The sequence below is a fragment of the Rathayibacter sp. RFBD1 genome (assembly GCF_002932915.1).
GTDB lineage: Bacteria > Actinomycetota > Actinomycetes > Actinomycetales > Microbacteriaceae > Rathayibacter.
The window spans coordinates 65,379-86,781 of the sequence record NZ_PSWQ01000015.1 but is presented as its reverse complement, the minus strand read 5'-3'; the positions used below and the strand labels follow the sequence as shown (position 1 = coordinate 86,781).

Below are 21,403 nucleotides of genomic sequence, written 5' to 3'. Positions count from 1 at the left end.
ACCAGACCGGCTGGGCGGTCGACGTGGTGGGTGCGTCGGGCGCGTGCGCGCTCGAGATCTGCTGGGGCGACACTCCGGAGGGGCAGTGGGTCGGCGGCTCGGCGGGGGACCGGGCTCGGGAGCAGGGGAAGCGGCTATGTCACCAGGCGGGGGTGGGAGACCCGTCAGACGGGCCTCCGAAAGCGCTCCGAATAACAGTACGGTAACGAGCGGCGCGTGTCACGCCCGATCGTGTCCGTCTGTGATCGCTAGACCGCCTAGGAAGTGGTCCCCGGCGCGTAATCGGGCGCATCCGGAAGGCCGAAGACGCGCTCGAGCGTCTCGATGCCGGAGTCGTTCAGGTACCCGGAGAGCTGGGTCCCGACGTACCGCAGGTGGTACGGCTCCGACTCGTACCCCGTGATCGGAGTGGTGTCGGGCTTGTAGCGCACGAGGAAGCCGAAGCGGTGGGCGTTGGCGCCGACCCACTGCCCCTCCGGAGTGTCGCCCCAGCAGATCTCGAGCGCGCACGCGCCCGACGCACCCACCACGTCGACCGCCCAGCCGGTCTGGTGCTCGCTGTGCCCCGGGCGCGCACTCGTCGCATCCGCTCCCGCCTGTCCGCGCGAGGACACCCAGCCCGCGTAGACGCTGACCTGGGTGTCGTAGGAGCGGTAGGCGCTCTGCACGGCCAGTGAGAGGCCGGCCTCGGAGCGGGCGGCGGCGAAGAGCGGGACGAGGGCGTCCGCGGTCGCCTGGCGCATCGGCTGCCGGTTGACGTAGGGCACGTCGGGGAAGGTCAGGTCGGCGGGGACGTAGTCGACCGGCGCGAGCGTCCGCAGCTTGTTGACGACGACCCAGGTGCTCGCCGGGTCGTCGACGGACTGCGCGGAGAGGTCGATCCCGGAGGCGGTGGGAGTGGGAGTGGGAGTGGGAGTGGCGGTCGGCACCGCCGTGGGCGTCGAGGTGGTCGCGGCCGCGGAGGGCGACGGAGCGGGCGGCGCCGTCGAGGGGGTCGGCGAGGGCGCCGGCGCTCCGTTCCCGATGGCGGCTCCGACCCCCAGCGCGGTCAGGCCCGCCGCGGCGGCCACACCCCCGATGACCAGGGCTCGGCGGCGGACGGGGCGCCCATCGGTCGGCTCGTTCTCGTTCGACGTCATCCTCCGAGCCTAGACAGACCCGTTCCTGCGCATCTGCTGAAGCACCGGCGATCGGTTCTGTCCACCCGTGCCCCTCCACGCGGGTCGCGCATATCCTCTAAGGATTCACATAAGCAGACCCCCTAGCTTGAGTGACAGCCACGACTCCGCGTGCGACCGCCCCCTCGGCTGCACGGCCCCCCACGGAGCCGTCGATGGAAGGACCCCATGCTCCGACCCCTCACCGCACCCTCCGTCCCTCTCGCCGCCCTCGCTCGGACGCTCGAGATCGGCGACGAGGGCGGCCTGACGGCCGAGATCAGCGGAGTGACGCTGATCGCCTCCGACGTCGAGCCCGGCGACCTCTTCGTCGCCCTGCCCGGGGTCAACCGCCACGGGGCCGAGTTCGTCGAGCAGGCCGTGGCCCGCGGCGCCTCCGCCGTGCTGACCGACACCGCGGGCGCCGATGCCGCGCGCGCGACGGGTCTGCCCGTCCTCGTGGTCGACGACCCCCGCTCCCGCCTGGGCGCCGTCGCCGCCGCCGTCTACGGGACGGCCGAGCGCTCCCCCGTGCTGCTCGGCGTGACCGGCACCAACGGCAAGACGTCGACCGTCCACATGCTCGAGGGGATCCTCCGCCAGCTCGGCGTCGTGCCCGGCCTCAGCTCGACCGCGGAGCGCCACATCGGCGACACCTCGGTGACCAGCGGCCTGACCACCCCGGAGGCGACGGAGCTGCACGCGCTCGTTGCCCGCATGGAGGAGGAGGGCGTCGGCGCGGCCGCGATCGAGGTCAGCGCCCAGGCGCTCACCCGCCACCGCGTCGACGGCGTGGTCTTCGACGTCGCCGGCTTCACGAACCTCAGCCACGACCACCTCGACGACTACGGCGACATGGACACCTACTTCGGCGAGAAGGCCCAGCTGTTCCAGCCCGATCGCGCGCGCCGGGCCGTCGTCTCGCTCGACTCCCCCGCGGGCGCGCGCCTCGTCGAGGTCGCCGGCGTGCCGGTCACCACGATCACCTCCCTCCCGGGCGTCGACGCCGACTGGACCGTGACGGTGCTCGAGCAGGAGTTCGGCCGCACCCGCTTCCGGATCGGGAACCGCGAGGGCCGTGCCATCACGACCTCCGTGCCGATCATCGGCACCCACATGGCCGCCAACGCCGGGCTGGCGATCGTGATGCTGATCGAGTCCGGTCGGCCGATCGGCGAGATCCGCGCTGCGCTGCACCGCGACGGCGGAGTGGACGCCTCCCTCCCCGGCCGCACCGAGCGCGTCTCGGGCGAGCGCGGCCCCACGGTGTACGTCGACTTCGGCCATAGTGCCGACGCCTTCGCCCGCACCCTGGAGGCCGTCCGCGAGGTCACTCCCGGCCGCGTGGTCATGGTGTTCGGCGCCGACGGCGACCGGGACGCGCTCAAGCGCCCGGCGATGGCCGAAGCCGCCGTCCTGGGCAGCGACGTGCTGGTCGTCACCGACCACCACCCGCGCTTCGAGGACCCGGCCTCGATCCGGCGCACCCTCGTCGAGGCCGCCCGCGCCGCCCGTCCGGACGCCGAGATCCACGAGGTCGACGACCCCAAGCGCGCCATCCGCGTCGCCGTGTCCCTGGCGCACGAGGGCGACGCCATCCTCTGGGCCGGCCCCGGGCACCAGAACTACCGCGACATCCTCGGCGTGCGCACGCCGTACTCGGCCCGAGCCGAGGCCCGCGCAGCGCTCCGTGAGGCCGGCTGGGCGGACGAGGCGGTCCCCGCTCCGGCCTGACGCACGGCCCCGGCACGGCGGCCCTGAGATCCCGTTCAGGCTCGCCGGACGCTCTGTCGCGCTCTCCGCACGCGGTGTAACTTTGCGCAGCACGCAACGTTTGCGGCGGATCGCCGTGCCTGGACGCGTCCGCCAGACAAGGGGACCACCGTGGCCGACTCCGCCTCCGCTCCATCCGCTCCGACCTCGACGCCGTCCGGCGCCGTGATGTCGCACCGGCAGATCCTGTTCGTCATCTTCGGCCTGATGGCGGGGATGTTCCTCTCCTCGCTCGACCAGACCATCGTCGGCACCTCGATGCGCACCATCGCGGACGACCTCGACGGCCTCTCGCAGCAGGCGTGGGTGACCACCGCCTACCTGATCGTCTCGACGATCGCGACGCCGATCTACGGCAAGCTCTCCGACATCTTCGGACGCCGCCCGCTCTACCTGATCGCGATCGTGCTGTTCCTGATCGGCTCGACGCTCGCCGGCTTCTCGACCTCGATGCTCGGCCTCGCGGGCTTCCGCGCCGTGCAGGGCCTCGGCGCCGGCGGGCTCATGTCGCTCGCGCTCACGGTGATGGGCGACATCCTGCCCCCGCGCGAGCGCGCCAAGTACCAGGGCTACTTCCTGGCCGTCTTCGGGATCTCCAGCGTCGTCGGACCGCTCATCGGCGGCCTGCTCGCCGGCACCCCCGAGATCCTCTTCATCACCGGCTGGCGCTGGGTCTTCCTGATCAACCTCCCGATCGGCGCCGTCGCGCTCTTCATCGTCGTGCGGTTCCTCCACCTGCCCAAGCCCGCCGGCAAGCGCTCGGTGCGGATCGACTGGTGGGGCGCCTCCCTCGTCGTCATCGCCGCGGGACCGCTGCTGCTGATCGCCGAGCAGGGCCGCGAGTGGGGCTGGGGCTCGCCGATCGCGTGGGTCTGCTACATCGTCGGCGCGCTGGGCGTCATCGGCTTCATCGCGGCCGAGCGGATGATGGGCGACGACGCGCTCATCCCCCTCAAGCTCTTCCGCTCGCCGACCTTCTCGATGGCGACCGTGCTGGGCGTCCTCGTCGGCTTCGGCATGTTCGGCGGCATGATGGCGATCCCGCTGTACCTGCAGCTGGTGAACGGCGCCACGCCGACCGAGTCCGGCTTCCTGATGCTGCCGATGATCCTCGGCCTGATGATCGCCTCGATCGTCTCGGGTCAGATCATCTCGCGCACGGGCCGCTACCGCGCCTTCCCGATCGTCGGCACGTTCCTGATGTCGGCCGCGTTCTTCTACTTCACCTTCGTGACGATCGACAAGCCGGTGATCTTCATGATGGGCGGGATGCTGATGCTGGGCCTCGGGCTCGGGCAGATGATGCAGACCCTCACCCTGGCCTCGCAGAACTCGGTCGACGTGGCGAACATGGGAGTCGCGACCAGCGCCTCCACGTTCTTCCGCCAGATCGGCGGCACCCTGGGCACCGCCGTGATCTTCTCGGTGCTGTTCAGCCGGATCCCCGACACCATCGCCGCGGCCTTCAAGAACCCGGCGCTCGCGGCGGATCTGCAGCGGGCCGTCACCGATCGGGCCGTCGCCGCGGACCCGGCCAACGCCGGGATCCTGAAGCTGCTGCAGTCGCAGGACACCGCGGCGATCGGCTCCGCGCTCGACGGGGACACCTCGTTCCTCAACACCGCGGACCGCGCCCTGTCGGCCCCGTTCCTGACCGGGTTCAACGACGCGACCGTGACCGTGTTCCAGGTCGCGCTGGGCGTGGTCCTGCTGGCCTTCGTGCTCTCGTGGTTCCTCAAGACCCCGCCGCTGCGGGCGAAGTCGGCCATGCAGGAGGCGCACGACCTCGCGGCCGAGGACAGCGCGGAGGAGCTGCGCCGCACGGACCCGCAGCTGGCCGCGCGCGCCGGGGCCGACCTGGCCGCGGGCAGCATCGAGCCGGACGTCCGGACGGACTCGATCCGCACCGCTCCTCCCCGCGACGGGCACGGCGCCCACCGGGCCTGATCGGGAAGCGCCGGCCGACCGCGTCCTGCGCTCCGCTGCTCTCCTCCGAGGCGCCGCCTCCGCCGCCCGGACACCGCCCTCACCGCGGTGTCCGGCCGGGGAAGCGGCGCCTCGCGGTCGTCCGGGGCGCGGTGTCCCGCGTTCCGGGGCGAGAGAGCGCTCCACCGGGGCTCTAGGATGGTCGGACCGCTGCCGAAGGAGTCCGCAATGAGCGCCGCCCCCACCCCCTCCCCCGCGACCCCGAGCCTCTCGGAGCAGATCGCCCGCGTCGACCGGCTCGCCGTCCGCGACTGGCCCGCCGGCTTCCTCTGGGGATCCGCGACCGCCGCCGCCCAGATCGAGGGCGCCGGCCACGAGGGCGGCAAGGAGGACAGCATCTGGGACGCGTTCTCCCGCGTCCCCGGAGCGGTCGCGAAGGGCGACACCCCCGAGGTCGCGGTGGACCACTACCACCGGATGCCCGCGGACGTGCGGCTGATGAAGGAGCTGGGGCTCGGCTCCTACCGCTTCTCGGTCAGCTGGGCGCGCGTCAAGCCGGGCGACCGCGCGGTGAACCCCGAGGGCCTCGACTTCTACTCCCGCCTGGTCGACGAGCTGCTCGGCGCCGGCGTGCTGCCGTGGCTCACCCTCTACCACTGGGACCTCCCGCAGGCCGTCGAGGAGACCGGCGGCTGGGCGAACCGCGACACCGCCGAGCGCTTCCGGGACTACGCCGAGGCCGTCTACGAGAGCCTCGGCGACCGGGTGCAGCACTGGACGACGTTCAACGAGCCGTTCTGCTCGACCCTGCTCTCCTACGGAGCGGGCGTGCACGCCCCCGGCGTGATCTCGCAGCAGAAGGCCCTCGCCGCCGTGCACCACACGCACCTCGCCCACGGGCTGGCCGTCTCGACGCTCCGGCAGCTCGGCGCGCAGAACCTGGGCATCACGCTCAACCTCTCGAACGCCGTCCCCGACGACCCCGAGGACGAGGCCGACCTCGACGCCGCACGCCGCTTCGACGCGCTCCAGAACCGGATCTTCCTCGACCCGCTGCTGCGCGGCGAGTACCCCGAGGACCTGCTCGAGGACGTCGAAGGGCTCGGGCTCGACGAGCTGATCGTCGACGGCGACCTCGATCTCATCTCGCTCCCGCTCGACTTCCTCGGCGTGAACCACTACCACGACGACAACGTCTCGGCGCATCCGCTGCCGGCCGGAGCCGACGATTTCGCCCAGGCGACCGACCGCGAGGTCGGCTCCCCCTGGGTCGGCTCCGAGTTCATCACCTTCCCGTCGCGCGGTCTGCCGCGCACCGCGATGGACTGGGAGGTGAACCCCGACGGGCTGCGCTACCTGCTGACCCGCCTGGGCCTGGAGTACGAGAACCTCCCTCCGCTCTACGTGACCGAGAACGGCGCCGCCTACGACGACATCGTCGAGGACGGCCGCGTGCACGACGCGGACCGCACGCAGTACGTGCTCGACCACGTCGAGAAGGTCGCCGACGCGATCGACCAGGGCGCCGACGTCCGCGGCTACTTCGTCTGGTCCCTCCTCGACAACTACGAGTGGGCCTGGGGCTACGAGAAGCGCTTCGGCGTCGTGCGCGTCGACTACGACACGCAGGAGCGGATCGTGAAGGACTCGGGCCTGGTCTACTCCCGACTGCTCGGCGGCAGCGCCGCGGCGATCCTGGACTGACCCGTGAGCGAGCCGACGGGCGTCCGCGGCGGGGGCCGCTCCCCCACCCTCGAGATGGTCGCGGCGCGGGCCGGAGTCTCGCGCGCGACGGTCTCGCGGGTGGTCAACGGCGCCCCGCAGGTGGCGGCCGAGATCGTGGCCGCCGTCGAGAAGGCGATCGGCGAGCTCGACTACGTGCCCAATCACGCGGCGCGGATGCTCGCCTCGCGGCGCACGCAGTCGATCGCGCTGATCGTGCCGGAGTCGACCGCGCGCGTCTTCGCGGACCCGTTCTTCGCCTCGATCGTGCAGGGCGCCGCGATGCGCCTGGCCGACACGGACTACACGCTCTCGATGCTGATCGCGTCCGAGACGGACGGCGAGAAGACGCGGCGGTACCTGCTCGGCGGCAATGTCGACGGCGCGCTCGTGGTCTCGCACCACTCCGGCGACCACTCCTACGCGGCGCTCTCGGGCACGCTGCCGATCGTCTTCGGCGGCCGGCCGCTCTCGCCGGACGAGCGCGGCTCCTACTTCGTCGACGTGGACAACACGGAGGGGGCGGCCGTCGCCACCGCGCACCTGATCGAGCGCGGCCGGCGCCGAATCGCCACCATCGCGGGCCCCGCCGACATGCCGCCGGGCGTCGACCGCCTGATCGGCTGGCGCGGAGCACTCACCGACGCCGGCCTCGCCGACGACCTCGTCGAGTGGGGAGACTTCTCGCCGGCCAGCGGCACCGAGGCGATGCGCCGCCTCCTCGCCCGCGACCCCGACCTGGACGGCGTCTTCGCCGCGAACGACCAGATGGCGGTCGGCGCCTACGCCGCCCTCCGCGAGGCCGGCCGCCGGATCCCCGAGGACGTGTCCGTCGTGGGCTTCGACGACGATCTCTTCGCGCGGAACGCCGTCCCCGCGCTGACCACCGTTCGCCAGCTCCCCGACGAGCTCGGCGCCCGCATGGTGGAGCTGCTGACCGCCCGCATCGAGGGGCTCCCCGTGGAGCACCGCACGCTGATGCCGACGTCGCTGGTCGTCCGCGCCAGCAGCTGACGCCGGCCCGCGACTGTCCAGGAGTCGTCGCAGTCGACGCCGAGTGCGACTACTCCTGCGTAGTCGGAGGGCTCCGCGTACTCGATCGGATGCGGACCGGCGGGCGGATCCGGACGGTGGGGCGGACGCGGGCGGCGGGGCGGGGATGGACGAGCGGGTCGATCCGTCGACGGGGTGCGTCACGGTCGCCAGCCGTGGGCCACGAGAGCGGCACGGAGCTCGGCGATCGTGCGCGCCCTGCCCCGGGTCAGACCCTCCGCGCGGACGACCACGACGATCCAGCCCGCGAGGTGCAGGGCCAGGAGCCGTTCACGATCGCGTGAGAACTGCGCGTCGTCCGTCCGGTGCTGGCCGCCGTCGTACTCCGCCACCACCTTCCAACGTTCGAAGACCAGATCGCCGACCGCGAGCAGTCGGCCGCCGATCCTGATCTCGGCGTTCACGTCGGGCGCGGGCAGTCCCGCCTCCTCGACGAGAGCGCGGAGCCAGGTCTCCCTCCGCGAGGCGGCTCCGGTCGATGCCAGCCGCAGAGCCTCAGCCAGGCCGCGTTGGCCCCGGCCCCGATGGGAGGCCAGGCGGTCCTGCAGCTCGTGAAGCCGGACATGGGGACGCGGATCGTCCCGGCGCGGGTAGCGCGGCTCGAACAGGAGGTGGTCCGTCGCCGCGAGGAGATCGCGGGCGGACAGCAGTGGCGCGAGCGCGATCCACGTCGACACCGCTCCTGTCACCGGCAGGCCGTGCCGCTCGACCCTGTCCGTCTCCGTGAGGGTGTGGCCGATCACACCCCGGGTCCTGGGGGGCCGGTGCGGCGTCGTCGCCGCCACGTGGATCGGATCGTCCTCGCCGGGTCGCGCCGGGAGCGGCACTCCCCAGGCTTCGGCCGCGGTCAGGTGGGAGAAGAGCTGCCAGGGCCGCAGCCGCGGCAGATAGGCGGCGGCTCGTTCCAGGTGCGTGACGGGCGCCACCCGGGTGCGCACTCCGTGGAAGGGGCTGGCCAGGGCGGGAGTGCGCAGTCGGGCGTCCGTCACCCCTGCGCGGAGTGCCGCTCGCCGGGTGAAGGCTCCGAGGTCGGTGCTGGACATGCCGCGATTCTGGCGGTCCGTGATCCTCGTCCGACTCCCGCGATCCGCATTCTGTGGACGAACCCCTGATCCCGCACCTGGGGAGGCGCGCCTCCCACCACGACTGTCCAGGAGTTGTCGCAGTCGGCGTCGAGTGCGACAACTCCTGGACAGTCGGAGCGATCGATGTCGAGTGCGACACCTTCTGGACAGTGGGAGCGACCGACCTCGACACGTCTGAGGAGTCGAGAGGGCCCGCGTCAGAGGAAGAGCGGCGCCGGGTCGAGGGCGGCGAAGCGGCGGCGCATGACGGCGACCGCGTCGGCGTGCTCGTCGACGAGGACGAAGCGGCGGCCGAGAGCGTGCGCGACGGCGCCGGTCGTGCCGGAGCCGGCGAAGAAGTCGAGGACGGCGTCGCCCTCGCGGCTGGACGCCTGCACGATGCGGCGGAGGATCCCCTCCGGCTTCTGCGTCGGGTACCCGGTCTTCTCGCGGCCTGTCGGCGAGACGATCGTGTGCCACCACACGTCGGTCGGCCGCTTGCCGCGCTCGGCCTTCTCGGGGGTCACCAGGCCCGGGGCCATGTACGGCTCGCGATCCACGGCGGCGGAGTCGAAGTGGTAGCCGCGCGGGTCCTTCACGTAGACGAGGATCGTGTCGTGCTTGGTCGGCCAGCGGCGCGTGGCCTTCGCTCCGTAGTCGTACGCCCAGATGATCTCGTTGAGGAAGCACTCGCGGCCGAAGAGCGCGTCGAGCAGCACCTTCGCGTAGTGCGCCTCGCGGTAGTCGAGGTGGAGGTAGAGGGTGCCGTCGTCGGCGAGGAGCCGCCACGCCTCGGCCAGACGCGGCTCGAGGAACGACCAGTAGTCGTCGAAGCGGTCGTCGTAGCGGAGCAGGTCGCCGCGGATCCGCTCGTAGCTGCGCCCCTTGAAGCCGGCGATCGTGCCGGTGGTGGAGCGCACCGAGGTGGTCGAGGTGCGCACCTGCGCCCGGCCCGTGTTGAACGGCGGGTCGAGGTAGACGACGGTGAAGGCCCCGTCGGCCAGCTGCGGCAGGACCTCGAGGTTGTCGGCGTGGAACACCGCGCTCCGCGACTCCGGGACGCCGTCCGCGATCTGGATCGTCCTGGGCACCCGGCAATTGTGCCAGTGCGCGCGAGCCCGGCGACACGCTCCGCGCCTCGCGCCCGCGCTCGACGGGTGCCGGGGAGGCTCCGGCGTAGAGTGGCGCGATGATCTCCGAGGTGCGCCACGACGAGGACTCGTCCCGCTACACGCTCTGGCTCGACGGCGAGACCGTCGGAGTCGCGGACTACGCCGTCCGCGGCCGCGACGTGGTCTTCCTCCACACCGAGATCGCGCCCGAGCACCGCCACGAGGGCCTCGGCGACACCCTCGTCGAGGCGGCCCTCGACGACGCGCACGAGCGCTTCGGCGGGCGCATCGTCCCGGCCTGCCCGTTCGTCGCCGAGTTCATCGCCGAGCACCCGGACTACCAGGAGCTCCTCGCGAGCTGAGGGGAGCCCGCCGGACCGGCCCGCCGCGTACCGCTCCGGGTCCACGCGCCGGCGACCGCCGCCCCGGACCCGCCGGTCAGGGGACGCGCCGCAGCCACTCCGGAGTCGAGTACTTCGTCCGCACCAGCTCCTCCGCCGCCGCGTACTCCTCCTCGGTCAGCGTCCCCGCCTCGCCGCCGTGCAGCTGCACGAAGGTCGCCTTCATCCGCTCGATGATCTCGGCGCGGCTGAGCCCGGTCTGGCTGCGCAGCGGGTCGACGCGCTTCACGGCGGAGGCGATGCCCTTGTCCGAGAGCTTCTCGCGGCCGATCCGCAGCACCTGCACCATCTTCTCGGCGTCGATGTCGTAGCTCATGGTCACGTGGTGGAGGACGGCGCCGGAGCCCAGGCGCTTCTGCGCGGCGCCGCCGATCTTGCCCGAGGGCGAGGTGATGTCGTTGAGCGGCTGGTAGACCGCGTCGATCCCGAGCGACTGCAGCGCGCTGACGGCCCACTCGTCGAGGAAGGCGTAGGAGTCGGCGAAGGTCAGCCCCTGGACGAGGTCGCCGGGGACGTAGAGCGAGTACGTGACGACGCTGCCCGCCTCCATGAACATCGCGCCGCCGCCCGAGATGCGGCGGACCACGTCGACGCCGTACTTCGCCGCGTTGTCGAGGTCGACCTCGTTGCGGAGCGACTGGAAGCTGCCGATGACGACGGCGGGCTGGTCCCACTCCCAGATCCGCAGCGTCGGCTCGCGACGGCCCTCGCCGACCGCGGCGGTCAGCACCTCGTCGAGCGCCAGGTGGGTCGCGGGAGGGACGGCCCGGTCGTGCACGATGCGCCAGTCGTAGTCGCGCCAGCTGGTCGCCTTCTGCAGCGAGCGGCGGATGGCGACCGCGACGGCCTCGGGCGTGAAGCCGAGCAGGACCGCGTCGGCCGGGAGCGCCTGCCGGATGGCGGCGGCGATGGACTTCGCGTCGGTCTCGGCCGGGAGGCCCACGACCGCGCGGTCGATGTCGTCGAGGGCCGTGTCGGGCTCGAGGAAGAAGTCGCCCGCCAGGCGGAACCCGGCGAACCTCCCGTCGACCACGTCGAGGTCGACGACCACGAGCTTTCCGCCGGGGACCTTGTACTCGCCATGCATGACGCCAGCCTAGGCGCGAGCCGGGGCGGGGAAGCGCTCGCCCAGCCACTCCACGAGATCGGCCGTGACCTCGGCCCGGTTGAGCTCCTGGAACAGCTCGTGCCGCGCCTCCGGGTACACCCGCACCGAGACGTCCGTGTACCCAGCCCGCCGCCGGTAGGCCTGGGCGAGCGCGCGCACCGACCGCTCGCCGCCGAGGGTGTCGTCGGCGCCCACGACCAGCAGCAGGGGCAGCGGATGCTCGGGCCCGCGCTTCGGGCGGCCGACCAGCCGCAGGGTCTCGACCAGCCCGATCCGCTTCGCGAGCGGCGTGGTGAAGGTGAGGGGGTCGTCGTGGAACCGCTGCCAGACCTCCGGGTCGCGGGAGAGCCACTCGAGGCCGAGGCCGCCGGCGACGCGGTGCCGCTTCGCCAGGTCGCCCGCGTTCATGTGCCCCGGGAGGCGGTAGGCCGTGCCGCTCAGCACGAGCGCGGCGTAGGCGCCGGAGTGGTGGTCGACGATCCGCTGCGCCATGAGCGACCCCCAGGAGTGGCCGAGCAGCACGATCGGCACTCCCGGGCTCTCCTCCGCGAGCAGCTCCGTCAGCCGGAGGATCGCCGCCTCGGTCGCGCGCAGGCCGCCCGGCCCCAGCAGTCCGAGCCGAGAGGAGTCGCCGCCGTGCTGCTCGAGGCCGGTCCGGCCGTGCCCGCGATGGTCGTCCGCCGCGACCGCGTACCCGGCGGCGACCAGCGCCTCCGCCAGCTCGACGTAGCGCCCCGAGTGCTCGCCGACCCCGTGGGCCAGCTGCACGATCGCGCGGGGCGAGGGGTGCGGCCACCAGCGGTAGTGGATGACGACGCCGGAGGCGTCCTGGAAGGTCCTGTCGACAGCGGCGCCGGTCATGGTGACCAGTGTGGCGCTCCGGCCGCTGGGCGCGAGGGACGCGCGGAGAACTGAGAAGATACTCACGATCCATCGGCGGGCACCCTGCTCGTCACGGTGCCTCGCTACCTTTTCCCTTGACGAGCGACCCCCGCGACCGTCCCCCGACCCCCCCTTCACGAGCGAGGCCAGCCCCTTCATGACCGTATCGCCCCTGATCTGGACCCTGACGATCGTCTTCATCGTCCTGCTCCTGCTCTTCGACTTCTTCTTCCACGTCCGGAAGGCCCACGAGCCCACGCTGAAGGAGTCGTCGATCTGGTCGGCGCTCTACGTCGGCATCGCCGTGCTCTTCGGGCTCGGCGTCCTCGTCTTCGGCGGAGCGACGCCCGGATCGGAGTACTTCGCGGGGTACATCACCGAGAAGGCCCTCTCGGTCGACAACCTGTTCGTCTTCCTCATCATCATGGCGAGCTTCAAGGTGCCCCGCGCCGACCAGCAGAAGGTGCTCCTCTTCGGCATCGTCTTCGCGCTGATCGCCCGCACCGGCTTCATCTTCCTCGGCGCCGCACTGATCAACTCGTTCGCCTGGGTCTTCTACATCTTCGGCCTGATCCTCCTGCTGACCGCGTTCAACCTGGTCAAGCCGGGCGACGACCACTCCAGCGACAACGTGATGGTGCGCCTGGCCAAGCGGATCTTCAAGACGAGCGACCAGTACGACGGCGACAAGTTCTACACGCACATCGACGGCAAGAAGGTCCTCACGCCGATGATCCTCGTCATGGCGGCGATCGGCGGAACGGACATCCTGTTCGCCCTCGACAGCGTGCCGGCGATCTTCGGCCTCACCAGCGACGTGTACCTCGTCTTCACGGCGACCGCGTTCTCGCTTCTGGGCCTGCGCCAGCTGTACTTCCTCATCGACGGTCTGCTCGACCGCCTCGTCTACCTCAGCATCGGCCTCGCCGCGATCCTCGCCTTCATCGGCGTGAAGCTGATCCTGCACGCGCTCCACGAGAACAACCTGCCGTTCATCAACAACGGCGAGCACGTGGAGGTCTTCGAGATCGGCACCGGACTGTCGCTCTCGGTCATCATCGGCGTCCTCGTGATCACGGTGATCGCCTCCCTCGTCAGCCCCAAGGGCCGTCGCATGGCCGCCGAGGCCGCCGAGCGCCGCCGCGTGGCCGAGGCCGCGGGCGCGGACGTCGACGCGACGCACTGAGTCGTCTCGTGCGCCGCGAAGCGGCGCACCGCAGTCGGCTCTCCTAGGCGGTCGGTTTCCCGAGAGCGGGTCCCGACCGCCTAGAACGATCCGCTGACACGCGGATCGCCCGTTCGACGGGCCGTCTCGTGCGCCGCAGGGCGGCGCACCGCAGTCGGCTCCCACGGGCGGTCGGGTTCCCGAGAGCGGGTCCCGACCGCCTAGGAGGATCCGCTGACACGCGGATCCCCCGTTCGGCTCGACCGAGCACCGCACGCCGGTGCTCCGCAGTCAGCTCCCCTAGGCGCTCAAGTCCCCGAGAGCGGGTCCCGACCGCCGAGAACGTCCCGCCGGCTCGAGCGCGGACTCCGCTCGCGGAGGGTCAGCGGGCGCGGTAGCGGTGCTCCGGGCGGCCGGTGGTGCCGTAGCTGAGGGTCATCTCGACGAGGCCGCGGCCCGCGAGACCCGAGAGGTAGCGCTGGGCGGTGGCGCGCGAGATGCCGGCGCGCTCGGCCACCTCGAGGGCCGACAGCTCGGCGCCCGACTCGGCCAGGCGCGCCAGGACGAGCTGCTCGGTCGCCGAGCGCGAGGGCTGCGCGGCGGTCGCGTCGCCCGAGTGCAGGATGCGCAGCGCCCGCTCCACCGCCTCCTGATCGGCCGCGCGGTCCTCCCGCAGCACGTTCCGGAACCGCACGTACGCGTCGAGGCGCTCGCCGAGCAGGCGCGCCTCGAACGGCTTGATGAGGTACCCGAGCGCCCCCGCGTGCAGGGCGCGCCGCACCGTCGCCCCGTCGGAGGCGGCGCTCACGACGAACGCGTCGGTGTCGAGCTCGCGGAGCAGCGCGATCCCGCTCTGGTCCGGCAGGTGCACGTCGAGCAGGAGCAGATCGGGCGCGTGCTCGGCGACGGCCGCCCGCGCCGCGCGCGCCGTGTGCACCGGAGGAAGGGCCGTCAGCCCCTGCCGCGCCTCGACCAGGTCCGCATGCAGCTGCGCGACCCGGAAGTCGTCGTCCACCACCAGCACCGTGCGCTCCCGCGCCGTGTCCGCGCTCATGACCCGTCCCCGTCCTGCTCCGGCGGCCGCACCGCTCCGGGGAGGCGCGCGCACAGCACGGCCCCCGACTCCGCTCCGCCGGGGTCCGCCAGCCAGACCTCGCCGCCGCGCCGGGCGGCCACCTCACGGCACAGCGGCAGGCCGAAGCCCCGGCCGTGCACGCGGCCGTCGTCCTCGACGGGGTCGCCCGCGCCGGCCCGGTCGAACAGCGAGTCCGGATCGAGCACTCCGTCGCCGGAGTCGGCGACCGTCACGAAGAGCGCGTCGCCGTCGTCGAGCAGCTCGACCTCGACGAAGCGCACGTCCCGCCGCCCCTCGACCGCCGCGCGCACCGCGTTGTCGACCAGGTTCCCGACCACCGTGGCGACGTCCTCCGGCTCGACGACGGTGCCGCGCACCAGCGTCTCCTCACCGAGCGTCAGCAGCACGCCGCGCTCGGCCGCCTCGATCCCCTTCGCGCCGACGAGCGCCTGGAGGTACGGCTCCTGCAGCCGGTCGGCGTGCTGCACCGGGTACTTGAGCGGGCCGCGGGTCAGCACCTCGTCGAGGTAGTCGCGCGCCGACGCGGTCCGCCCCGCATCCAGCAGGCCCGCGACCACGTGCAGGCGGTTGGCGAACTCGTGCCGCTGCACCCGGAGCGCGTTGGTCATCGCGCCGACCGCGTCGAGGCGCCGGCTCAGCGCGGCGAGGTCGGTGCGGTCGCGCAGCACCACCACCACGCCCAGGTCGCGGTCGCCGCGGGTCACCCGGCGGATGTCGACGTAGACGATGCGGGAACGGACGACGAAGCCCTCCTCGCCTCCGGGGCGGGGCGGTTCGACGGAGTGCAGCGCGGCGCCGATCGCGTCGGCCAGCGGAACGGGCAGGTCGAGCTCCGCGAGCGGCCGCCCGTGCAGCGCCCGCCCGGTCGGATCGTCGGAGCCGAGGATCGCGGCGGCCCGCGCATTGCAGACGCCGACGCGCCCGTCGCGGTCGAGCGCGAGCACGCCCTCGTCGACCCCGTCGAGCACGGCGGCCTGGTCCTGCACGAGCGAGGTGAGCTCCTCCGGAGCGAGGCCGAGCGTCAGGCGCAACAGGCGGCGGCGGATGAAGACGGAGGCGACGGCGGCGAGCACCAGCCCGGCGAGCGCCGCGGCGAGGACGCCGAGCAGCGCGGTCGGCAGGTCGGTGAAGACGCTGGAGCGCGCGAAGCCGATGCTGACCTCGCCGACGACCCGCTGCTCCCCCGCGGCGAAGACCGGGACCTTGGCCCGTGCCGACTCGCCCAGCGTGCCGGTGCCCCACGAGACGCTCTCGCGCCCGGCGAGCGCCTCGTCGGGGCTCGTCGAGACCCGCTCGCCGAGGCGGTCCTCGTCGGGGTGGGCGAGGCGGATGCCCTGGTCGTCGGTGATCACGACGAAGAGCGCGCCGGTGCGCTGCTCGACGGCGGCGGCGACGTCCTCGAGCGGTCCGCCGCGCAGCTCCGAGGCGGCGGGCGCGCCGGGCACCGCGGAGGACGCGGCGACCGCGTCCTGCACGTCGGGGTCCTCGGCGACGGTGCGGGCGATGGCGAGCGCCGTCCCCTCCGCCTCGCCGCGCAGCTGCTGGACGCTGAGCGCGGTGACGAGGCCGGCGCAGACCAGCACGGCGGCCGACACCGTGGCGAGCTGCAGGACCAGGACGTGGGTCGCGAAGCGCATAGGGGCCTCCTCGCCGTCGTCGTGCGCAGAATGCGCAGAAGCCACACTATGCGCAGATGTCGCCGTAATGAGCGATACCCCGGCGCCGGACGCGGGGCTGCCTAGGGTTTCCACCATCTCCCGGCCGGCTCTCCCGCCGAGCGCGGGCGGAGGCACTGGACGAAGGAGTCAGCTGTGTTGGTAGTACTCGGTTTCACCATGATCCTGGCCTTCATGGCCCTGATCATGACCAAGCGGCTGACGCCGATGGTCGCCCTGATCGTCGTGCCGACGATCTTCGGCCTCTTCGCGGGCGCCGGCCTCGGCATCGGCGACATGGTCCTCGAGGCGATCGGCAGCCTCGCGCCCACGGCCGCGCTGCTGATGTTCGCGATCATGTACTTCGGGATCATGATCGACGTCGGGCTCTTCGACCCGCTGATCCGCTTCATCGTCCGCGCGCTCGGCGACGACCCGGCGAAGGTCGTGCTCGGCACGGCGCTGCTCGCGGGTGCGGTCTCGCTCGACGGCGACGGCTCGACCACCTTCATCGTCACCACCGCCGCGATGCTCCCGATCTACCTGCGCCTGGGGATGAACCCGGTCGTGCTGACCTGCGTCGCGGGCCTGGCCAACGGCACGCTCAACATCGTCCCCTGGGGCGGACCGACGGTGCGCGCCGCCGCGGCCCTCCAGGTCTCGCCGAGCGAGATCTTCGTGCCGATGCTCCCGTCGCTCGCGGTGGGCCTGGCCGTCACTCTCGTCTTCGCCTGGTTCCTCGGGCTCGGCGAGCGCCGCCGCCTCGGCTCGCTCGCGCTGGCCGAGCCGATGCTCGAGCAGGAGCTCGTCGGCGCCGGCCGCGGCTCCTCCTCCCGCTCGGGCGGCGCCCGCACCGGCGGCCTCGCGGCCCTGACCGGGGGCATCCGCACCGTCGCCCGGGAGCGCTTCTCCTTCCTCCGCGGTCCCCAGGCCCTGCGCGGAGCCCAGGTGGCGGTCGCCGCCCGCGTGCAGGCCGACGACGCCGACACCGCGATGGCCGACACGATGCTCGACCCCGAGCGCGAGACGCTGCGCCCGAAGCTGATCTGGGTGAACCTGGTCCTGACCCTCGCGGTGATGACGCTGCTGGTCGCCGACATCCTGCCGCTGCCCTACGTGTTCATGGTCGGCTCCGCGGTCGCCCTCCTGATCAACTTCCCGAAGATGAAGGACCAGGCGGCCGAGATCGTCAAGCACGCGCCGAGCATCGTGGGCGTCGTGTCGATGGTGCTGGCGGCCGGTGTGCTGATCGGCGTCCTCAACGGCACCGGCATGGTCGACGCCATGGCGGAGTGGGTCGTCGCGGTGATCCCGCCGGCGCTCGGACCGTTCCTCGCCGTGATCACCGGCGTGCTCAGCATCCCGATGACCTTCTTCATGTCGAACGACGCGTTCTACTACGGCATCCTCCCCGTGCTCTCCGAGAGCGCGGCGAACTACGGCATCTCGCCGGTCGAGATGGCGCGCGCCTCCATCACCGGGCAGCCGGTGCACCTCCAGAGCCCGCTGGTCCCGGCGATCCTCCTGCTCGTCTCCCTCGCCGCGGTGAACCTCGGCGACCACCACCGCAAGGTGCTGTGGCGAGCGGTCGTCGTCTCGCTGGTCATGCTCGCCGTCGGCGTGCTGGTCGGCTCGATCCCCTTCGGCTGAGGCCGGCGGAGCGGAGCGCCGAGCGATCGGAACGAGGACGGGACCTTCTGCTGCGGCGGGGGTCCCGTCCTCGTTCCGCGGCTCGGTCCCGCAGCCCGCGCTAGCGCAGCAGCGGCGCCAGGTTCTCGGTCCAGACGTCGGAGCCGACCTTGAGGATGAGGGCGCCGACCACGACGAGGAACGCGACCCGGATGAAGCGGCTGCCACGAGCGACGGCCATCCGCGAGCCGAGGTACGCGCCCGCCACGTTGGCGGCGCCCATCAGGAGGCCCAGCAGCCAGATCACGTGCCCGCCCGGCACGAAGTAGAGCAGGGCGCCGAGGTTGGTCGCGACGTTGACGATCTTCGCCTTGGCGCTGGCGAGCAGGAAGTCGTAGCCCAGCGCGGTGATCAGGGCGATGATCAGGAAGGTGCCGGTGCCCGGTCCGATCAGACCGTCGTAGAAGCCGATCAGGAGTCCCAGCACGGCCGCCGTGACGAGGTGGCGCCGGCCCGCGTGCTTGAGCACCGTGACGCTGCCCAGTGCCGGGCGGGCGATCGTCACGACGGCGACCACGATCAGCGCGACGACGATGATCGGCTTGAACACCGCGGCCGGGAGGAGGCCGGCGAGCGTCGCGCCTCCGTAGCTGCCCGCGAGGGCGACCGCCGCCATCGGCAGTGCGGTGCGCAGATCGGGCTTCGCGCGCCGGTAGTAGGTGATCGCGCTGGTGGTCGTGCCGAAGATCGAGGCCAGCTTGTTCGTGGCGAGCGCCTGCACGGGCGAGATCCCCGGCACGAGGAGCAGGGCGGGGAGCTGGAGGAGTCCGCCGCCGCCCACGACCGCGTCGATCCAGCCGGCCGCGAAGGCGGCGAGGATCATCAGCGCGAGGACGGGGAGTCCGAGATCCTCTGTGAAGGTCAGCATCGGTCGGAAGCGTACGCGAGCACCGCGACCCCCTCGACCTCGGGGGCCGGGCCGCCCTAGGGTCGGCGGCATGCGATTCGGACTCTTCATCCCCCAGGGCTGGCGCCACGACCTCGTCGGCGTCCCGGCCGCCGACCAGTGGCGCACCATGAGCGACCTCGCCCGGCACGCCGACGACGGCGCCTGGGAGTCGATCTGGGTCTACGACCACTTCCACACCGTCCCGCAGGTGACGGAGGAGGCGACGCACGAGGCGTGGTCGCTGATGAGCGCGTTCGGCGCCACCACGTCGCGCGTGCGGCTGGGCCAGATGTGCACCTGCATGGGCTACCGGAACCCCGCCTACCTCGCCAAGGTCGCGACGACCGTCGACATCGTCTCTGGCGGGCGGGTCGAGATGGGCATCGGCGGCGGCTGGTACGAGCACGAGTGGCGCGCGTACGGCTACGGCTTCCCGCCGATCGCCGAGCGGCTGGGCCGGCTCGACGAGGGAGTGCAGATCCTGCAGCAGGCCTGGACGACCGGGTCCGCGACCCTCGACGGCCGCTACTACCAGGTGGACGGCGCGCAGAACCGGCCGCTGCCCCTGCAGGAGGGCGGCATCCCGCTGTGGGTCGCCGGCGGCGGCGAGAAGGTCACGCTGCGGATCGCGGCCCAGTACGCGCAGTACACGAACTTCGCCGGGACCCCGGAGGCGTTCGACCACAAGAGCTCGGTCCTCCGCGGGCACTGCGAGCGCCTGGGCACCGACTTCTCGGCGATCACCCGGAGCTCGAACTACAACGTCGTGATCGGCGAGACGGAGGCGGAGGTCGAGGCGGCGCTGCAGCGTCTCGAGGAGCGCGTGGTCCCGTACCTCGGCGCGGAGGGAGCGGCGTCCTTCGTCGCCGAGTACCGCAGCCCCGACGCGCTCGCGGTCGGCACTCCCTCGCAGATCGTCGACCGGCTCGCCGGCATGCAGTCGCGCGGGATGGACTACGGCATCCTCTACTTCCCGGACGCCGCCTACGACCGGTCCGGCATCGAGCTGTTCGAGCGCGAGGTGCTGCCGGCGCTCTCCTGAGCGCGGAGCGGCGGGGGCTCCTACGCCTCCCGCCCCCCGCCCGCAAGTCCTTGGGGCGCCCCGGCCCCGCGCCTACGGTCGGAGCATGGACGCACAGGACATCCGCTGGAACGACGAAGCCCGCGACAAGATCCTCGAGGACTCGGACAGGGTCCTCCGCGAGGCGGTGCTCGACCTCGCGACGAGCAAGAAGGGCGAGCCCTGGGAGGACGTGTTCGCCGAGCTGAACGCGCGCCTCAAGGACCGCTTCATCGACTTCGAGCCCGGCCCGGACCTCCGCAAGTACGCCGAGGCCGTCTCCGCCGGGGAGATCGAGACCGGCTCGTGAGCGAGCACGACCGCGACGCCGCGCTCGAGGACGAGATCACCTCGATCCACGCCCTCGGCGAGGGCCGCGTCGGCGAGACGGCCGGCCCGGAGGACGAGGACCACGAGCTCTCGCCCGAGCAGGACGCCCGCATCGAGTCCGAGCTGAAGAGCCGGGGCAGCGAGAGCTGATCCCCCCGGTACGCGGAAGGCCCGCTCCCCCTCGAGGGAGTGGGCCTTCCGCGTGAGTCGCGACTACGCCGAGAGGGGCTCGTAGTCGGTGTAGCCCTCGGCTCCTCCGCCGTAGACCGTCTCCTGGACGACCTCGTTCTCGGGGTGCCCGCCCTGCCAGCGCTCGACCAGGTCGGGGTTGGCGATCGCCGGGCGGCCGACGGCCACGGCGTCGGCGTGGCCCTCGCTGATCAGCTCGGTCGCCTCCTCGCGGCTGGTCGGCGAGCCGAAGCCGCTGTTGGCGATGAAGACGCCGTCGAAGCGCGAGCGGAGGTCCTGGACCAGCTCGCCGGCGGGCTCGGCGTGCAGGACGCTGAGGTAGGCCAGGCCGAGCGGGGCGAGCCCGTCGACGACGGCCTCGTAGGTGGCGCGCACGTCGTCGCCGTCGGTCTCGACGACGTCCTGGATGTTGTGGGCCGGTGAGAGGCGGATGCCGACGCGGCCCGCTCCGACCTCGTCGACGATCGCGCGGGTGACCTCGAGCGGGAACGCGGCGCGCTCGGCCGGGGTCCCGCCGTACTGGTCGGTGCGCACGTTGGACACGGGCGAGAGGAACTCGTGCAGCAGGTAGCCGTTGGCGCCGTGCACCTCGACTCCGTCGAAGCCGGCGTCGATCGCGCGGCGGGCGGCGGCGACGAACTCGTCGCGGACGGTCGCCAGCTCCTCGGTGGTCAGCGCGTGCGGCACCGGGAAGGGCTTCTTGCCGGAGGGGGTGTGCACCTCTCCGTCGATGGCGACGGCGCTCGGGGCGACGATGCGGTCGGTGCCGGTGATCTCGGTGTGCGAGACGCGGCCCGCGTTCATCAGCTGCATGACGATGCGCCCGCCCGCGGCGTGCACGGCGTCGGCGACGGCGCGCCAGCCCGCGGCCTGCGCGTCGGTCTCGATGCCGGGCTGCCCGGCGTAGCCCTTGGACTCGGCGCTGGGGAAGACGCCCTCGCTGATCAGCAGGCCCATGCTCGCGCGCTGGGCGTAGTACTCGGCGACGATCGCGCCGGGCACGCCCTGCTCGTCGGAGCGCAGTCGCGTCATCGGTGCCAGGACGATGCGGTTGGGGAGGTCGAGGTCGCCGGCGGTGAGGGGGGAGAACGGATCCACGGGATCGCCTTTCTACGGAGCTGTCTCAGGGGGC

19 protein-coding genes are annotated in these 21,403 nt (G+C 72.4%); 10 read left to right on the top strand and 9 right to left on the bottom strand.

The genetic code is table 11. From position 1 onward, the window contains the following. Positions 1 to 257: 257 nt before the first annotated feature. The gene (locus tag C5D50_RS07635) at positions 258 to 1,139 is read right to left on the bottom strand and encodes a D-alanyl-D-alanine carboxypeptidase family protein (RefSeq protein ID WP_104283203.1); all 882 of its coding nucleotides are present in this window, start codon (positions 1,137 to 1,139) and stop codon (positions 258 to 260) included. 207 nt (positions 1,140 to 1,346) lie between these two features. On the opposite strand from C5D50_RS07635, the gene C5D50_RS07630 reads away from it, so the two are divergent. The 4 genes from C5D50_RS07630 (at position 1,347) to C5D50_RS07615 (ending at position 7,592) form a co-directional block, all read left to right on the top strand. Next, entirely contained in the window at positions 1,347 to 2,891 is a 1,545-nt protein-coding gene (locus C5D50_RS07630; protein WP_104283202.1) for a Mur ligase family protein, read from the top strand. A 207-nt stretch (positions 2,892 to 3,098) separates the two neighbouring features. Continuing rightward, entirely contained in the window at positions 3,099 to 4,877 is a 1,779-nt protein-coding gene (locus C5D50_RS07625) for an MDR family MFS transporter (RefSeq protein WP_104283204.1), read from the top strand. A 207-nt stretch (positions 4,878 to 5,084) separates the two neighbouring features. Next, on the top strand, positions 5,085 to 6,560 hold the full coding sequence (locus C5D50_RS07620) for a GH1 family beta-glucosidase (RefSeq protein ID WP_104288980.1): 1,476 nt from the start codon (positions 5,085 to 5,087) through the stop codon (positions 6,558 to 6,560). 54 nt (positions 6,561 to 6,614) lie between these two features. Next, complete coding sequence (locus C5D50_RS07615; RefSeq protein WP_104225165.1) at positions 6,615 to 7,592, top strand: LacI family DNA-binding transcriptional regulator; 978 nt, start codon at positions 6,615 to 6,617, stop codon at positions 7,590 to 7,592. Between the two features lie 179 nt (positions 7,593 to 7,771). Here the strand turns inward: C5D50_RS07615 and C5D50_RS07610 are convergent, their stop codons facing one another. Beyond that, positions 7,772 to 8,674, bottom strand: a complete 903-nt coding sequence (locus C5D50_RS07610; protein WP_104283200.1) for a hypothetical protein — start codon at positions 8,672 to 8,674, stop codon at positions 7,772 to 7,774. Positions 8,675 to 8,913: 239 nt separating this feature from the next. Beyond that, positions 8,914 to 9,786 carry a site-specific DNA-methyltransferase gene (locus tag C5D50_RS07605; RefSeq protein WP_104225160.1) on the bottom strand — a complete coding sequence of 291 codons (873 nt, stop codon included), beginning with the start codon at positions 9,784 to 9,786 and terminating at the stop codon, positions 8,914 to 8,916. 98 nt (positions 9,787 to 9,884) lie between these two features. Here C5D50_RS07605 and C5D50_RS07600 point away from each other — a divergent pair, with 98 nt between their 5' ends. Further along, the gene (locus C5D50_RS07600) at positions 9,885 to 10,169 is read left to right on the top strand and encodes a GNAT family N-acetyltransferase (RefSeq protein ID WP_104262724.1); all 285 of its coding nucleotides are present in this window, start codon (positions 9,885 to 9,887) and stop codon (positions 10,167 to 10,169) included. Between the two features lie 76 nt (positions 10,170 to 10,245). On the opposite strand, the gene C5D50_RS07595 is transcribed toward C5D50_RS07600, so the two are convergent. Beyond that, a complete protein-coding gene (locus tag C5D50_RS07595) occupies positions 10,246 to 11,295 on the bottom strand; it encodes a biotin/lipoate A/B protein ligase family protein (RefSeq protein ID WP_104225162.1) in 1,050 nt (349 codons plus the stop codon). A 9-nt stretch (positions 11,296 to 11,304) separates the two neighbouring features. After that, entirely contained in the window at positions 11,305 to 12,177 is an 873-nt protein-coding gene (locus C5D50_RS07590; RefSeq protein ID WP_104233159.1) for an alpha/beta fold hydrolase, read from the bottom strand. Positions 12,178 to 12,355: 178 nt separating this feature from the next. On the opposite strand from C5D50_RS07590, the gene C5D50_RS07585 reads away from it, so the two are divergent. Next, positions 12,356 to 13,384: a TerC family protein gene (locus tag C5D50_RS07585; protein ID WP_104223866.1), complete on the top strand. Its 1,029-nt coding sequence runs from the start codon at positions 12,356 to 12,358 to the stop codon at positions 13,382 to 13,384. A 361-nt stretch (positions 13,385 to 13,745) separates the two neighbouring features. Here the strand turns inward: C5D50_RS07585 and C5D50_RS07580 are convergent, their stop codons facing one another. After that, positions 13,746 to 14,417: a response regulator gene (locus tag C5D50_RS07580; protein WP_104223865.1), complete on the bottom strand. Its 672-nt coding sequence runs from the start codon at positions 14,415 to 14,417 to the stop codon at positions 13,746 to 13,748. Continuing rightward, positions 14,414 to 16,096: an ATP-binding protein gene (locus C5D50_RS07575; RefSeq protein ID WP_104283199.1), complete on the bottom strand. Its 1,683-nt coding sequence runs from the start codon at positions 16,094 to 16,096 to the stop codon at positions 14,414 to 14,416. The genes C5D50_RS07580 and C5D50_RS07575 overlap by 4 nt, the downstream gene beginning before the upstream one ends. A gap of 198 nt (positions 16,097 to 16,294) precedes the next feature. Here C5D50_RS07575 and C5D50_RS07570 point away from each other — a divergent pair, with 198 nt between their 5' ends. After that, positions 16,295 to 17,764, top strand: coding sequence for a CitMHS family transporter (locus C5D50_RS07570; RefSeq protein WP_104233156.1), 1,470 nt, complete (start codon positions 16,295 to 16,297; stop codon positions 17,762 to 17,764). 100 nt (positions 17,765 to 17,864) lie between these two features. On the opposite strand, the gene C5D50_RS07565 is transcribed toward C5D50_RS07570, so the two are convergent. After that, on the bottom strand, positions 17,865 to 18,671 hold the full coding sequence (locus C5D50_RS07565) for a TSUP family transporter (protein ID WP_104223862.1): 807 nt from the start codon (positions 18,669 to 18,671) through the stop codon (positions 17,865 to 17,867). Between the two features lie 70 nt (positions 18,672 to 18,741). On the opposite strand from C5D50_RS07565, the gene C5D50_RS07560 reads away from it, so the two are divergent. The 3 genes from C5D50_RS07560 to C5D50_RS16565 all read left to right on the top strand — a co-directional run bounded on the left by C5D50_RS07560 (position 18,742) and on the right by C5D50_RS16565 (position 20,232). Beyond that, on the top strand, positions 18,742 to 19,734 hold the full coding sequence (locus C5D50_RS07560) for an LLM class F420-dependent oxidoreductase (RefSeq protein WP_104223861.1): 993 nt from the start codon (positions 18,742 to 18,744) through the stop codon (positions 19,732 to 19,734). 85 nt (positions 19,735 to 19,819) lie between these two features. Beyond that, complete coding sequence (locus tag C5D50_RS07555) at positions 19,820 to 20,062, top strand: hypothetical protein (RefSeq protein ID WP_068251275.1); 243 nt, start codon at positions 19,820 to 19,822, stop codon at positions 20,060 to 20,062. After that, entirely contained in the window at positions 20,059 to 20,232 is a 174-nt protein-coding gene (locus tag C5D50_RS16565) for a hypothetical protein (RefSeq protein WP_160035225.1), read from the top strand. Before C5D50_RS07555 ends, C5D50_RS16565 begins: the two co-directional genes overlap by 4 nt. Positions 20,233 to 20,295: 63 nt before the next feature. On the opposite strand, the gene C5D50_RS07550 is transcribed toward C5D50_RS16565, so the two are convergent. Then, entirely contained in the window at positions 20,296 to 21,369 is a 1,074-nt protein-coding gene (locus C5D50_RS07550) for an alkene reductase (RefSeq protein WP_104223860.1), read from the bottom strand. Positions 21,370 to 21,403: the final 34 nt, after the last annotated feature.

What these genes read in the sequence shown, in the direction of transcription:
- C5D50_RS07635 (WP_104283203.1), bottom strand. Translation starts at nt 1,139, where the DNA reads ATGACGTCGAACGAGAACGAGCCGACCGATGGGCGCCCCGTCCGCCGC.
- C5D50_RS07630 (WP_104283202.1), top strand. Translation starts at nt 1,347, where the DNA reads ATGCTCCGACCCCTCACCGCACCCTCCGTCCCTCTCGCCGCCCTCGCT.
- C5D50_RS07625 (WP_104283204.1), top strand. Translation starts at nt 3,099, where the DNA reads ATGTCGCACCGGCAGATCCTGTTCGTCATCTTCGGCCTGATGGCGGGG.
- C5D50_RS07620 (WP_104288980.1), top strand. Translation starts at nt 5,085, where the DNA reads ATGAGCGCCGCCCCCACCCCCTCCCCCGCGACCCCGAGCCTCTCGGAG.
- C5D50_RS07615 (WP_104225165.1), top strand. Translation starts at nt 6,615, where the DNA reads ATGGTCGCGGCGCGGGCCGGAGTCTCGCGCGCGACGGTCTCGCGGGTG.
- C5D50_RS07610 (WP_104283200.1), bottom strand. Translation starts at nt 8,674, where the DNA reads ATGTCCAGCACCGACCTCGGAGCCTTCACCCGGCGAGCGGCACTCCGC.
- C5D50_RS07600 (WP_104262724.1), top strand. Translation starts at nt 9,885, where the DNA reads ATGATCTCCGAGGTGCGCCACGACGAGGACTCGTCCCGCTACACGCTC.
- C5D50_RS07595 (WP_104225162.1), bottom strand. Translation starts at nt 11,295, where the DNA reads ATGCATGGCGAGTACAAGGTCCCCGGCGGAAAGCTCGTGGTCGTCGAC.
- C5D50_RS07590 (WP_104233159.1), bottom strand. Translation starts at nt 12,177, where the DNA reads ATGACCGGCGCCGCTGTCGACAGGACCTTCCAGGACGCCTCCGGCGTC.
- C5D50_RS07585 (WP_104223866.1), top strand. Translation starts at nt 12,356, where the DNA reads ATGACCGTATCGCCCCTGATCTGGACCCTGACGATCGTCTTCATCGTC.
- C5D50_RS07580 (WP_104223865.1), bottom strand. Translation starts at nt 14,417, where the DNA reads ATGAGCGCGGACACGGCGCGGGAGCGCACGGTGCTGGTGGTGGACGAC.
- C5D50_RS07575 (WP_104283199.1), bottom strand. Translation starts at nt 16,096, where the DNA reads ATGCGCTTCGCGACCCACGTCCTGGTCCTGCAGCTCGCCACGGTGTCG.
- C5D50_RS07570 (WP_104233156.1), top strand. Translation starts at nt 16,295, where the DNA reads ATGATCCTGGCCTTCATGGCCCTGATCATGACCAAGCGGCTGACGCCG.
- C5D50_RS07565 (WP_104223862.1), bottom strand. Translation starts at nt 18,671, where the DNA reads ATGCTGACCTTCACAGAGGATCTCGGACTCCCCGTCCTCGCGCTGATG.
- C5D50_RS07560 (WP_104223861.1), top strand. Translation starts at nt 18,742, where the DNA reads ATGCGATTCGGACTCTTCATCCCCCAGGGCTGGCGCCACGACCTCGTC.
- C5D50_RS07555 (WP_068251275.1), top strand. Translation starts at nt 19,820, where the DNA reads ATGGACGCACAGGACATCCGCTGGAACGACGAAGCCCGCGACAAGATC.